The 12,116-nt window shown below is 72.4% G+C and carries 13 protein-coding genes; 2 read left to right on the plus strand and 11 right to left on the minus strand.

Annotation, left to right across the window (positions count from 1 at the left end; genetic code table 11):
* Positions 1–542 precede the first annotated feature (542 nt).
* Complete coding sequence (gene tyrS / locus AB0877_RS24065; protein WP_366611854.1) at positions 543–1,835, minus strand: tyrosine--tRNA ligase; 1,293 nt, start codon at positions 1,833–1,835, stop codon at positions 543–545.
* A 99-nt stretch (positions 1,836–1,934) separates the two neighbouring features.
* Here tyrS and AB0877_RS24070 point away from each other — a divergent pair, with 99 nt between their 5' ends.
* On the plus strand, positions 1,935–2,324 hold the full coding sequence (locus AB0877_RS24070) for a PaaI family thioesterase (protein WP_366611642.1): 390 nt from the start codon (positions 1,935–1,937) through the stop codon (positions 2,322–2,324).
* A 22-nt stretch (positions 2,325–2,346) separates the two neighbouring features.
* Here the strand turns inward: AB0877_RS24070 and AB0877_RS24075 are convergent, their stop codons facing one another.
* From AB0877_RS24075 to AB0877_RS24095, 5 genes are all read right to left on the minus strand, one after another.
* The gene (locus AB0877_RS24075; protein ID WP_366611644.1) at positions 2,347–3,684 is read right to left on the minus strand and encodes a hemolysin family protein; all 1,338 of its coding nucleotides are present in this window, start codon (positions 3,682–3,684) and stop codon (positions 2,347–2,349) included.
* A gap of 175 nt (positions 3,685–3,859) precedes the next feature.
* Positions 3,860–4,501, minus strand: a complete 642-nt coding sequence (locus AB0877_RS24080; protein WP_366611646.1) for a hypothetical protein — start codon at positions 4,499–4,501, stop codon at positions 3,860–3,862.
* A gap of 9 nt (positions 4,502–4,510) precedes the next feature.
* Positions 4,511–5,011 carry a GNAT family N-acetyltransferase gene (locus AB0877_RS24085; protein WP_366611648.1) on the minus strand — a complete coding sequence of 167 codons (501 nt, stop codon included), beginning with the start codon at positions 5,009–5,011 and terminating at the stop codon, positions 4,511–4,513.
* Between the two features lie 46 nt (positions 5,012–5,057).
* Positions 5,058–6,533, minus strand: coding sequence for a serine hydrolase domain-containing protein (locus AB0877_RS24090; protein ID WP_366611650.1), 1,476 nt, complete (start codon positions 6,531–6,533; stop codon positions 5,058–5,060).
* A 49-nt stretch (positions 6,534–6,582) separates the two neighbouring features.
* Entirely contained in the window at positions 6,583–7,080 is a 498-nt protein-coding gene (locus AB0877_RS24095) for a helix-turn-helix domain-containing protein (RefSeq protein ID WP_366611651.1), read from the minus strand.
* Positions 7,081–7,207: 127 nt separating this feature from the next.
* Between AB0877_RS24095 and AB0877_RS24100 the strand changes: the two genes are divergently transcribed.
* Positions 7,208–8,080 carry a universal stress protein gene (locus AB0877_RS24100; protein ID WP_366611653.1) on the plus strand — a complete coding sequence of 291 codons (873 nt, stop codon included), beginning with the start codon at positions 7,208–7,210 and terminating at the stop codon, positions 8,078–8,080.
* Here the strand turns inward: AB0877_RS24100 and AB0877_RS24105 are convergent.
* From AB0877_RS24105 to AB0877_RS24125, 5 genes are all read right to left on the minus strand, one after another.
* A complete protein-coding gene (locus AB0877_RS24105) occupies positions 8,073–8,708 on the minus strand; it encodes an FMN reductase (RefSeq protein WP_366611654.1) in 636 nt (211 codons plus the stop codon). The genes AB0877_RS24100 and AB0877_RS24105 overlap by 8 nt on opposite strands.
* Complete coding sequence (locus AB0877_RS24110; RefSeq protein ID WP_366611656.1) at positions 8,705–9,847, minus strand: LLM class flavin-dependent oxidoreductase; 1,143 nt, start codon at positions 9,845–9,847, stop codon at positions 8,705–8,707. The genes AB0877_RS24105 and AB0877_RS24110 overlap by 4 nt, the downstream gene beginning before the upstream one ends.
* Before the next feature lie 163 nt (positions 9,848–10,010).
* Entirely contained in the window at positions 10,011–10,286 is a 276-nt protein-coding gene (locus AB0877_RS24115; RefSeq protein WP_366611658.1) for a ubiquitin-like small modifier protein 1, read from the minus strand.
* A 2-nt stretch (positions 10,287–10,288) separates the two neighbouring features.
* Positions 10,289–11,374 carry an exo-alpha-sialidase gene (locus AB0877_RS24120; protein ID WP_366611660.1) on the minus strand — a complete coding sequence of 362 codons (1,086 nt, stop codon included), beginning with the start codon at positions 11,372–11,374 and terminating at the stop codon, positions 10,289–10,291.
* A gap of 86 nt (positions 11,375–11,460) precedes the next feature.
* A complete protein-coding gene (locus AB0877_RS24125) occupies positions 11,461–12,102 on the minus strand; it encodes a DNA-3-methyladenine glycosylase (RefSeq protein ID WP_366611662.1) in 642 nt (213 codons plus the stop codon).
* Positions 12,103–12,116: the final 14 nt, after the last annotated feature.

Here is a 12,116-nt window from a genome sequence, read left to right on the forward strand (position 1 = left end):
GCACTGGCTTTACAAGCACCCTGTTGAGTTCTCAAAGAACAACCACACACCGACCAGAAGCCCCACCTCAGTGGAACCCCAACCGGGGCTTTTCGCACCCCGCACCCCGCGCTTTCAGCGCCAGGCACTTTTACTACGTTACCCGCTCGTTTCCACCCTGTCAAACCGATATTTCGCGGTTCGACATGCTTCATCCGATAACGCGGGCACCATGTCGCGACCGGCTTGCGCCGCTCTTGTCATGGGTTCGGCAGGCCGGCCGTCGCGATTTCTCGCGACCCGCCCGGTGCCCCGCCGGTTGGTAACCATACCCGGTCGGTTTCGCAGCGCCAAATCCGCCTCGCGGCGTTTCTGGCGGCACCTCCCGGTTGGGGCTCCGGTGGGCGTGCCCACCCGACCCCCAGGCCGTTGGCCGGCGCTCCGGCCGCTTCAGGCTTTCGCCTGTTTCGTCCGTTCCGCGCTGGCAGAGAGAAAGTTACGCGTCCGGCGGGATGATCGTCAAATCCGCCGGACGCGTCCCCCGTCACACCGTCGACAGGTGGCTATTCACCCAGCTCAACGCCCGCGAACGAACGCTTCCCCCGGCGCAGCACCAGGTATCGCCCATGCAGCAGGTCGCCCGGCGACACCCCGGCGTCCACGGCGGTCACCCGGTTGTTGTTGACGTAGGCGCCGCCCTCGGCGATCACCCGTCGAGCCTCCTTGAGACCACTGACCAGACCGGAGTCCCGCAGCAGACCCGCCACATCCGGCAATTCGCCGCTGAGGCGTACGAGGCCCGCCTCGGTCAGGGCCGCGCGCAGGGTCTCCGGCGACAGCTCGTCCAACGAGCCGCGGCCGAAGAGCGCCTGACTGGCGGCGATCGCCTGTCGGGTCTCGTCGGCACCGTGCACCAGGGTGGTCAGCTCCTCGGCGAGCGCCCGCTGCGCCAGGCGGGCCGCCGGCCGCTCGGCGGTCGCCTTGGCCAGCTCCTCCAGCTCGTCGCGGGTACGGAAGCTGAAGTACCGCAGGTAGCGGTCGACCTCCTGGTCCTCGACGTTGAGCCAGAACTGGTAGAAGGAGTACGGGCTGGTCATCGTCGGGTCGAGCCAGACGGCACCGCCCTCGCTCTTACCGAACTTCGTGCCGTCGGACTTGGTGACCAGCGGTGTGGTGAAGGCCTGCACCGGCCCCGCCCCCCGCCGGCGGACGTAGTCGACGCCAGCGGTGATGTTGCCCCACTGGTCGGAGCCACCGAACTGGAGCTGACAGCCGTGCCGGCGGTGCAGCTCGAAGAAGTCGTTGGCCTGGAGCAGTTGGTAGCTGAACTCGGTGTAGCTGATGCCGGTCTCCAGCCGGGCCCGCACCACCTCCCGCGCCAGCATCTTGTTCACCGGGAAGTGCTTGCCCACGTCGCGCAGGAACTCGACGATCGACATCTCGCCGGTCCAGTCCAGGTTGTTGACCAGCTGCGCCGCGTTCTCGCCGGAGTACGACACGAACGGCGCGAGCTGGTCGCGGATCCGCTCGACCCAGCCGGCGATCACCTCGGTCGGGTTGAGCGCCCGCTCGGCGCTCTCCTTCGGGTCACCGATCTGCCCGGTAGCGCCGCCGACCAGCAGCAACGGGCGATGGCCGGCGAGTTGCAGCCGGCGGGCCATGAGGACCTGCATGAGGTTGCCGACGTGCAGGCTCGGCGCGGTGGGGTCGAAGCCCACGTAGTACGTGGCGGCGCTCCCACCGTCGAGCAGCTCGCGCAGCTCGTCGAGGCCGGTCGAGTCCTGTATCAGGCCACGCCAGAGCAGGTCGTCGGTCAGGGAGTCCCGCCCGGGCGGCGGAGGGCTGCTGTCGGTCACGGTCACCGATTCTCCCCCATCGCCGGCACCAACCCGTACCGGGTTTGGCGCGACCCGCCCCGGCTAGGCTTGCGCCCGTTGATCGAGGAGGGCCTTGCCATGGAGATTCCGGACCTGACGGGCGGTTTCGTCGCCCTGCTCGGCCTAAAGTTCGAGGAGGCCAGCGCCGACCGGGTGGTCATCAGCTGGCAGGTCGGCCCGCAGCTGCACCAGCCGTTCGGCATCCAGCATGGCGGGGTGTACTGCTCTGTCGTGGAGACCGCGGCCAGCGTGGGTGGCGCCCTCTGGCTGGCCGACCGGGGCACCGTGGTCGGGGTGTCGAACCAGACCGACTTCCTGCGGGCCGTCCGGGACGGCGAGCTGAGGGCGATCGGCACCCCGGTGCACCGGGGCCGCAGCCAGCAGCTCTGGCAGGTGGAGATCACCGACGCCGACGAGCAGCTGGTCGCCCGTGGTCAGGTCCGGCTGCAGAACCTCTCGCCCGCCTGAGCGAGGGCCTTCACCGCACAGGTCAACTACGGGCCTCGTCCAGCACCGGCTCCGCGGGCTGGTCGGTGTCGGCGTCGCCGTCGGCTTCATCGGGTACGCGGCTGAGCCGTACCTCGGTGATCGCCCGGTGGTCGATGCCGGCCACCACCAGCACCCAACCGTCCAGCGTGACGTCCTCCCCGGCGACGGTGGGGATGTGCCCGAGCCGGGCCAGCACCAGCCCGGCGACTGTCGTGTAGTCACCGGCCGGGCGCGACGGCAGCTCCACGCCGATGTCCGGCAGGTCGTGCACCGGGAAGGTGCCGGGCAGCAGCAGCGCACCGTCGGGGTCACGCCGCACCGAGCGCACGTCCCGGTCGGTCTCGTCGTAGATCTCGCCGACGATCTCCTCCAGGATGTCCTCCAGCGTCACGATGCCGTCGACGGCGCCGCGCTCGTCCACGACGAGCGCGATGTGCTGACGCTCGGCCTTGAACTGGCGCAGCGCGTCCACCACCGGCAGCGAGTCGGGCAGCAGCATCGGCGGTCGGGCGATCTCGTCGACCGGGCGGTCGTCGGGCACCCCCACCAGGTCACGCAGGTGGATCACGCCGGCCGTGTCGTCCAGGCCGCCGTGGCGCACGACCGGAGCCCGGGAGTGCCCGGTGGCGGCCAGCACGAGCCGCGCGGCCTCCGCCGTGGTCCCGCTGTCGAGTGTGAAGACCTGCAACCGGGGTACGAGGACAGCCCGCAACCGCCGGTCGGCGATCTCCACGGCACCCGCGATGATGGTGCGCTGCTCCTTGGTGAAGCCGTGGTTGCCGGCGACGATGTCGCGCAGCTCGTCCGGGCCGATCTCCTCCGGCTCGTGTTTGGGGTTGAGCCCGACGAGCCGGACCACCACGTCGCTGGTGGCGCCGAGCGCCCAGACGGCGGGGCGGGTGAAGGAGGCCAGCAGGTCGAGCGGGCGGGCCACCAGCAGCGCCCACCGTTCGGCGGACTGCATGGCGATCCGCTTGGGCGCCAGCTCGCCGAAGACCAGGGTGACGAAGGTCAGCACGAGGGTGACCGCCACGATCGCCACCGTCTCGGCGGCGCCGCCGAACACCCCGAGCAGCGGCACCAGGGGCTTGGCCAGCGAGACCGCCGCGGCGGCGGAGGCCAGGAAGCCGGCGAGGGTGATGCCGATCTGGATGGTGGCGAGGAAGCGGTTCGGGTCCTTGGCGAGCCGGGCCAGCACCCGCCCTGCGCGGCTGGTGCGCTCCAGCCGCTGGATCTGGCTGTCCCGCAGTGACACCAACGCCATCTCGCTGCCGGCGAAGAGCGCGTTGATCACGATCAGGACTCCGACCAGGGCCAGTTGGCTCCCGTAGCTCTGCACGCCCGGTTCGCTCCCTCTACGGTGATGGCACCGGCCGGTGGCGGTGCCCGCCGGTCGGCGAGCCCGCCCGGCGTAGGCGTGTCTTTGCCCCGTCCCGTGCCGGCCGAATCCTGCTCCGGCGAGGCTACGCCGAATCGGACGGCGGTGACGCTACGCCGACTGGGGCATCGGTGGGTCAGGCCGACTGGGGCGTCGGCGACGTCGGCAGGTCGAGGACGTACGAGTCGCCCTCGGGGCGGAACCCGAGCCGGTGGTAGTAGGGGGCGACCATCCGGGGCGGGCTGACCACCCGGTGGAAGCCCCGTTCGGTGAAGAGGTGGCTGCGCCGGTAGACGAACTCGCCCGGGGTGAAGTCCCGGAATTTCGGGGTCACGTAGTCCAGGTCGATCTGGGCGACACCGGGCGTCTCGGCGTGCGACAGCACCACGCCGACCACCTCGTCGGCGGTGACCACGAGGAACGCCGAGCGCCCCGACGCGTCCGGGTCCCAGTGGAAGCCGGGGTTGAACCGGGTGATGTCGGCGGCGTGCACCCGCAGCGTGTGCGCGAGGAACTGGTCGCCGACGCCGACCTCCACCACCTGGTAGGTCTTCTCGTCGTGCCGGGTGGCGAGCATCCCGCGCAGATACCAGATGTTGATCACCGCGAGTACGACGTTGAGCCCGACGCCGGGCCAGACCTCGATCGCGGCGTTGTAGCCGATCAGCACGAAGCAGCCGACGAGGTTGAGCGCCCGCAGCCGCAGGATGCGCGACTGCAGCAGCGACCAGACCAGCACCGCGGAGCCGGCCCAGCCGACGAGATCCAACCAGTTCACGCCGCGAGACTAGTGCCCGCCCAGGTCAGAGGCGTCGGCGGGCAGCTCCAACAGCCACTCCTCGACGTCCTCGCCGCGGCCGTTGGCGTACCCCGAGTCGTCACCGACCACCACGAACCCGCACTTGCGCAGCACCGCGAGGGAGGCGGCGTTGTCCTTGGCGGCGCGGGCGTGCACCGGCCGGGGCAGCTCGCGCAGCAGGGCGGCCAGGGCGGACGTGGCGTGGCCCCGACCCCAACGCGCCGGGTCGATCCAGTAGCTGACCTCGGTCTGGTCGCCGACCGGGAAGGCGCTGACGTAGCCGACCACCTCGCCGTCGACTTCGGCGGTGCGGACCAGGTTCTGCGGGTTGGTGAGCACCCGGGCCCAGTGCGCGGCGAACTCCCGACGGTCCGACGGGTCCTTCGGGCCGAACGCGGCCATCCGGTTGGCCTCCGGGTCCTGCTGGTGCAGGAAGAACTCGACGAGGTCGTCCTCACGGACCGGGCGGATCAGCAGTTCGGAGGTCATCGGCCGAGGGTACGCACCGGCGGTGACGACGCACCGCGGCGCGGCGTCAGCCGACGACGGCCACGACCGCCAGCACGGCGGCGCCCAGGGAACTCGCCACCGACAGCAGTCGACGCCACGGCACCCGCGCGTCGACCACCGGCAGTGTGCGCCACCGGGTCGCCGCCAGGGCCACCGCCGCCGCCGACAGGCCCGCGCCGAGCGGCCACAGCCAGGCCGGCACCATCGACCAGTCTCCCATCCGGTGCCCCAGGCCGAGATAGGCGAACGCCCAGACCGCCGCCGCCAGCAGCGTCACCTGGTCCAGTTGGCGACGGCGGGCGGTGCCGAGCAGGGAGAGGCCGCCGAGGAAGGTGAAGGCGACCGCGAGGCCGGCGCCGATCCACGGCAGCACCATCGACGTCGCCGAGTCGGCCTGCTTCGGTGGCACCCCGAGCAGTCGCAGCCCGATCGGCTCGACGCCCTTGTCGGTGTTGCCGAGGACCACCACCGCCCGCCCGGTCGCCCGTTCGAGGCCGACGTAGGACCGGAACCCGCCGGTGGCGCCGTTGTGCCAGACGATCTCGCGGTCGCCGTGCCGGGTGGTGAACCAGCCGTACCCGATGCGGGTGTCGTCGTCCTCGCGGAAACGGGCGGTGGTGGCGTCGGCACCGGGTGCGGTGCCGGCGAGGATCGCGGTGAGCAACCTGCCCAGATCCTCGGCCGTCGACCAGGGGCCGGCGCCGGCCGGGGCGTAGCCGGCTCCTGCCCACGGGTCGAGCGGCCGGCCGCCGGCCCGGCCGCCGTGGGCGCGATCGGCCGGCAGGTCGTCGACGCGGGTGGCGACAGTGGTGGCCGTCATGTCGAGCGGCCGCAGCAGCCGGTCGTGCAGCAGTTCCGGGTACGCGACGCCGGCCCTCGCAGCGAGCGCGTGGCCGAGCACGGACGGCCCGAGGTTGGAGTAGTGGACCTCGCCGCGCTCGTCGTCGTCGGGGTCGACCCGGTCGGTGGCGCCGCGGACGGCGTCGACGTCCTGCCCGGCGTAGGGGTTCGCGCCGGAGACGTTGGACCAGAGGGTGCGGGCCCATCCCAGTGGGGAGCCGGGGGCGAGCCGGGGCAGGCCGGCGCGGTGGCTGGCGAGTTCGGCGAGCGTGGCGTCGCGGGCGGGGCCGGTGATCTCGGGCCAGGTGGCGCCGAGCCGGTCGTCCGGGCCGACGACACCGGCGGCGACCTGGTCGGCGAGGAGCATGCCGGTGAACGCCTTGGTGACCGAGCCGATCTCGAACGGGGTGCCCGGTTCCACGGGTCGACCGGTGCGGTCCCGGTCACCGAGGCCGGCGGTGCGGATCCGGCCGATCTCCACCAGGGCGACGGCGAGCCCGCGCAGCCCCGACGGGTCGGGCGTGGCCGAACGGACGACGTCGGCCAGGTCGCGGTCGCCGGTGCTCTGCCCGCCGAGTCGGGGTGCCCGGGGCATCAACGCCACCCCGACCAGGCCGGCGATCAGCGCGACGGCGAGGACGGTCACGGTCGTGCGGCGCATGGTGGTTCCTCCGTGGGGGTCGTCGGATGGGCGGTCGAGCCGCGTCTGGTCAGCGGCCGGCGGCGGTGAGGATGGCCAACAGCGGCACCATGCGTTCGGCGGGGACCGTGTACCGGCCGCGGCCGGCGCTGCGCAGCCAACCGGCGGCGGTGATCTGGCGCAGGTGGTGGTGCAGTTGGCCGGTGGTGCCCAACTCCTCGATCTCGGCCAGTTCGCTGGTGCTCTGCCGGCCGCCGAGGATCTCCCGCAGCAGCCGCAGCCGTACCGGGTGGGCCAACGCGGAGAGGGTGCTGGGCAGCTCCGTCCAGTCGGCGGCGAGCAGGTCGTCGACGGTGCGGCCGTACTGCCAGTCGTAGTGCTGGCCGGCGACGCGGACGGTGCCGGTGTAGAGCACCGCGCCCGAGCCGTCGGGGGGCAGGCGCTGCTTGAGGCCGTCGAGCGCCCAGAAGGTGCCCTCCGGCGCGGGCGGTGGTGCGGCGGTGTGTCGCTCGCTCAACGCCGCAACCTGTGCCTCCAGCGCGGCGAGCCGATCTTCCACGGAGTCCATGCGTCGATACTACGAACATACGTAATTACGTGCAAGCTTGGATCGCCGCGAGTCCGCAACCGGCGCGTCCGTGCCGTGCGGCGCGGCCGAGCGGTCGACAATGACCTGACCGACCCAGGGAGCGCCGATGAACCGACCTGTCGTGGTGGGCGTGGACGGATCGCCGTCCAGCCTCGTCGCCGCCGAACACGCGGCGCGGGCCGCCGTACTCCGGTCTCGACCGCTGCTCCTGGTGCACGGATACCTGCACCCGTCCGGCTACGGCGTGCCGCTCAACCCGTACGACATCGGGGTGCCCGCGCCCTCCGCCCAGGCGCAGCGGATGCTGGAGCGCACGGCGGCCGAGCTGACCGACCGGTGGCCCGGCCTCGCCACCGAGGTGCGTCAGGTCCTCGGCGGCCCGGGGGCCACCATGATCGAGGAGTCCCGCCGGGCGGACCTGGTCGTGGTGGGCAGCCGAGGTCTGGGCGGGTTCACCGGGCTGCTGCTCGGCTCGGTCGGCGCGCAGGTGACCGCGCACGCCCACTGCCCGGTGCTGGTGATCCGCCCGGACGAGCAGCCGATCCCGGTGGACGGCCCGGTGCTGGTCGGCGTGGACGGGTCCGAGTCGTCCCGGCTCGCGGTCGGCCTGGGCGCCGACGAGGCGGCGCTGCGGGACGTGCCGCTGGTGCTGGTGCACGTCGGCCCTCCGGACGGGGACCGGACGGTGCCGGAGGAGATCGAGGAGTCGCAGGCCGCGTACCAGGCCGACGTGGTGCGACTCCTGGCCGACGCCTCCGCCGTGGTGCGCGCCGAACACCCCGACCTGGTGGTGCGCGAGCATCCGGTCCGGGCGGCCGGCGCGGCCCGGGGGCTCATCGAGGCCAGCGGCACGGCGTCGCTGCTGGTCGTGGGCACCCGGGGCCGGGCCGGTTTCACCGGTCTGCTGCTCGGGTCGGTCAGTCAGGCGGCGATCCAGCACGCGCACTGCCCGGTGCTGGTCGCCCACCCGGTCAGCTGACCGGCGCGCCGTCGCCTCGGCCGAGCATCTGCAGGAAGTCGGTGGTGAGGGCGAACGGGTCGGCCGGCCCGGTGGCCGGCGGCCGCCGCTCGATCTGGTCGGCCAACTCCCCGGCGGCGCGCCGGATCCGGGCCCGCAACGCGCCGTCGGCGGTGCCGTCGGACCAGTCCTCCGGGGCCGCGAAGACCGCCGTCGGGACGACCACCGACCGAAGGTAGGCGAACATCGGGCGGACGGCGTGCTCCAACGCCAGCGAGTGCCGGGCGGTGCCGCCGGTCGCGCCGATCAGCACCGGCCGATCGACCAGCGACTCGGAATCCAACACGTCGAAGAAGGACTTGAACAGCCCGTTGTACGAGGCGCTGAAGATCGGGGTGACGGCGATGAGCCCGTCCGCTCCGGTCACCGTGTCGACGACCTCGCGCAGTGCTGCCGGCGCGAACCCGGTGAGCATGTTGTTCACCACGTCGTGCGCGTACTCCCGCAGGTCGACGACGTGCAGCTGCACCTCGTGGCCGCGCCGGACCAACTCGTCGCGGGTGGCCGCGGCGAGCTGGTCGGCGAGCAGCCGGGTCGACGAGGGCTGACTCAGCCCCGCCGAGATCACGGCCAGGGTGCGGCGGGTCATCGGGTCGCCCCCTCCGGAGCCTTGCCCGTCACGTCGTCGACGGCGTGCACGGTGCTGTCCTTGGCGCCGCCCGCCGCGGCGACCAGCGAGGCGTGCGTCGGCGCCGCCGGGACGTGCGCGGGGCGCAGCGCGTCGAACTCCTTGCGCAGCACCGGCACGACCTCCTCGCCGAGCAGGTCGAGCTGCTCCAGTACGGTCTTCAGCGGCAACCCCGCGTGGTCCATCAGGAACAGCTGCCGCTGGTAGTCACCGACGTACTCCCGGAAGCCGAGCGTGCGGTCGATGACCTGCTGCGGGCTGCCCACGGTCAGCGGGGTCTCTCGGGTGAACTCCTCCAACGACGGCCCGTGCCCGTAGACCGGGGCGTTGTCGAAGTAGGGCCGGAACTCCCGCACCGCGTCCTGCGAGTTGCGACGCATGAACACCTGCCCACCGAGGCCGACGACGGCCTGGTCGGCGGAGCCGTGGCCGTAGTGCGCGTACCGCTGGCGGTAGAGCCCGATCATCCGCTGGGTGTGCTCCCTGGGCCAGAAGATGTGGTTGGCGAAGAAGCCGTCACCGTAGTAGGCGGCCTGCTCGGCGATCTCCGGGCTGCGGATCGAGCCGTGCCAGACGAACGGGGGCACGCCGTCGAGCGGGCGCGGCGTCGAGGTGAACGACTGCAGCGGGGTGCGGTACTTGCCCTTCCAGTCGACCACGTCCTCGCGCCAGAGCCGGTGCAGCAGGTCGTAGTTCTCGATGGCCAGGGGGATGCCGGCGCGGATGTCCTTGCCGAACCAGGGGTAGACCGGGCCGGTGTTGCCGCGGCCCATCATGAGGTCCACCCGGCCGTCGGCGAGGTGCTGGAGCATCGCGTAGTCCTCGGCGATCTTCACCGGGTCGTTGGTGGTGATCAGCGTGGTGGAGGTGGACAGCAGCAGCCGCTCGGTACGCGCCGCGATGTAGCCGAGCATGGTGGTCGGCGACGACGGCACGAACGGCGGGTTGTGGTGCTCGCCGGTGGCGAAGACGTCCAGGCCGACCTCCTCGGCCTTCAACGCGATGGCGACCATCGCCTTGATCCGCTCACGCTCGGTCGGCTCCCGACCGGTGGTCGGATCGACCGTGACGTCACCGACGGTGAAGATTCCGAACTGCATGACCAGCTCCTCGCGTGTCAACCGGGTGCCGTCGTGGTACCCGGACGCAGCTCACAACTTATTTGACGACGCAACTATTCCGTCGGCGGTGCACCCCGCAGTGGCGCCGGTCACGCCCGTGACCGGACATCGGGTCGAAGACCCTCCCCCGGTGCCGGCCCGGTCAGCCGCCCGCCACCGACGGCAGCACCTGCACCTCCGCGCCGTCGCTGACCGGGGCGGCCAGGCCACCGGAGTGCCGGCAGTCCTCCCCGTCGACGAAGACGTTGACGTAGCGGCGCAGCTCGCCACGCTCGTCGCGGATGCGCCGGGCCAGCCGGGGGTGCGCGACGGCCATCTCGTCCAGGACCGCCCGCAACGTCCCGGTGGCGGTGACGGTGAGCCGACTCGCGCCCCCGGCCTCGCCGCGCAGCGGGCCGGGCAGCAGCACGGTGACCACGCTCAGACCTCCGCGGCGCGGACGCAGAGCACGTCGGGCAGGTGCGCCGCGATCAGGGACCAGGAGTCGCCCTCGTCGCGGCTGGCGAAGACCGAGCCGGAGCGGGTGCCGAAGTAGACCCCACCGGGGCTGGCGTCGTCGGCGCACATGGCGTCGCGCAGCACCGCCGGATAGAACGGCCCCTCGGGCAGCCCCACCGACAGCGGCTCCCACTTGCCGCCGGCGTCGACGGAACGGAACACCCGACAGCGGTGGTCGGTCGGGAACCGCTCGCGGTCGGCCACCAACGGGAAGGTCCACACCGTGTCGCCGCGCCCCGGGTGGGCCACCATCGGGAAGCCGAAGTCGCTGGGCAGCCCGTCGGCGATGGAGGACCAGGTGCGCCCGTCGTCGTCGGAACGGTAGACGCCGTGGTGGTTCTGCGCGTACAGCCGCTCGGGGTTGGCCGCGTCCCGGGCGACCTTGTGCACGCACTGGCCGAACTCCGGCCACTCGTCGGGCATGAAATAGGCGCGGATGCCGGTGTTGCCCGGCGCCCAGCTCGCGCCGGCGTCCTCCGAGCGGTAGACCCCGCCGGTGGACATGGCGACCAGCAGCCGAGCCGGGTCACGCGGGTGAGGCAGCACGGTGTGCACGGCCTGACCACCGAAGCCGCCCTCCCACTGCGGGCGGTGCGGATGGTCCCAGAGGGAACGGACCAGCTCGAAGCTGCGGCCCCCGTCGGTGGACCTGAACAACGCCGAGGGCTCGGTGCCGGCCCAGACCACGTCCGGCTCGTCGGGGCCGGCCGGCATCAACTGCCAGACCCGGCCGAGGGAGACGCCGGTGTCGGCCGGAAACGCGACCGGCGCCTGGTCTGGCTCGTCCCAGGAAGCGCCGAGGTCGTCGCTGGTGGCGACGCTGGGGCCGAAGTGGGAGCTGGTGACGCCGGCCAGCAGCCGCGGGGTGGATCGACGGGTGTCCACGGCGACCGCGTAGACACCCGTCATCGGAAAGTGCGGACCGGTGATCTCCCACCGGCGCCGCTCATCGGTGCTGGTGGCGAGAAACAATCCCTTGGCTGTGCCGATCGCGAGCAGTGTCGCCATGACATCCTCCGAACCGTCGGTGAGCAGGTCCGGTGATTATGGCCACACCCTCCGACAACCCCCGCCGACCACACGCCGCAGGTCACTCACCGTCGGACGCGCGGCACGTGCCGGCGGTACGCGCTGACCGTCGGGTCGCCGTCCAGCCAGAACCGCCAGGGCAGGTCGTGCGCGCCGGTCACTCCGACCCGGGGACCCGCCACGACCGTCTCCGGCGGCACCGGTTCGGTCGGCGGACGCAGGCGGACCGGGCCGTCGCCGAGCAGGTCCGTCCCGTACGCCTCGCGGTCGATGCCGAGCGCGGAGCACAGCCGGGCGGGTCCGCGGGCCAGGTCCACGTCCCGCCGGACGGCCGGTCGGCGCTCCCGTGCCGTGGCCAGCCCGTCGACCACCTCGCCGGCGCGCAGCAGCACGGCGGCGGCCTCCCCCTCGACCCCGGTGACCACGTTCACGCACCAGTGCATCCCGTAGGTGAAGTAGACGTAGGCGTGCCCGGCGGGGCCGAACATCACGGCGTTGCGCGGGGTGCGGCCCCGATGGGCGTGCGAGGCGGGATCGCCGCCACTGCCCGCGTACGCCTCGACCTCGGTGATCCGGACGGTGACCCCGCCGGCGTGCAGGCGGCAGCCCAGCAACCCACGCGCCGCCGGCAGCACCGGACCGGCGAGCAGGTCCGCCAGCGCCGCCAGGTCGGTGTGGGTGCTGCGGTCACCGGACGACAGGGCCATGTCTGCGACGGTAC

It is taken from the genome of Micromonospora sp. NPDC047644 (genome assembly GCF_040704315.1).
GTDB lineage: Bacteria > Actinomycetota > Actinomycetes > Mycobacteriales > Micromonosporaceae > Micromonospora.

What these genes read in the sequence shown, in the direction of transcription:
- AB0877_RS24120 (WP_366611660.1), bottom strand. Translation starts at nt 11,374, where the DNA reads ATGGCGACACTGCTCGCGATCGGCACAGCCAAGGGATTGTTTCTCGCC.
- AB0877_RS24095 (WP_366611651.1), bottom strand. Translation starts at nt 7,080, where the DNA reads ATGGACTCCGTGGAAGATCGGCTCGCCGCGCTGGAGGCACAGGTTGCG.
- AB0877_RS24070 (WP_366611642.1), top strand. Translation starts at nt 1,935, where the DNA reads ATGGAGATTCCGGACCTGACGGGCGGTTTCGTCGCCCTGCTCGGCCTA.
- AB0877_RS24110 (WP_366611656.1), bottom strand. Translation starts at nt 9,847, where the DNA reads ATGCAGTTCGGAATCTTCACCGTCGGTGACGTCACGGTCGATCCGACC.
- AB0877_RS24090 (WP_366611650.1), bottom strand. Translation starts at nt 6,533, where the DNA reads ATGCGCCGCACGACCGTGACCGTCCTCGCCGTCGCGCTGATCGCCGGC.
- AB0877_RS24105 (WP_366611654.1), bottom strand. Translation starts at nt 8,708, where the DNA reads ATGACCCGCCGCACCCTGGCCGTGATCTCGGCGGGGCTGAGTCAGCCC.
- AB0877_RS24100 (WP_366611653.1), top strand. Translation starts at nt 7,208, where the DNA reads ATGAACCGACCTGTCGTGGTGGGCGTGGACGGATCGCCGTCCAGCCTC.
- AB0877_RS24125 (WP_366611662.1), bottom strand. Translation starts at nt 12,102, where the DNA reads ATGGCCCTGTCGTCCGGTGACCGCAGCACCCACACCGACCTGGCGGCG.
- AB0877_RS24085 (WP_366611648.1), bottom strand. Translation starts at nt 5,011, where the DNA reads ATGACCTCCGAACTGCTGATCCGCCCGGTCCGTGAGGACGACCTCGTC.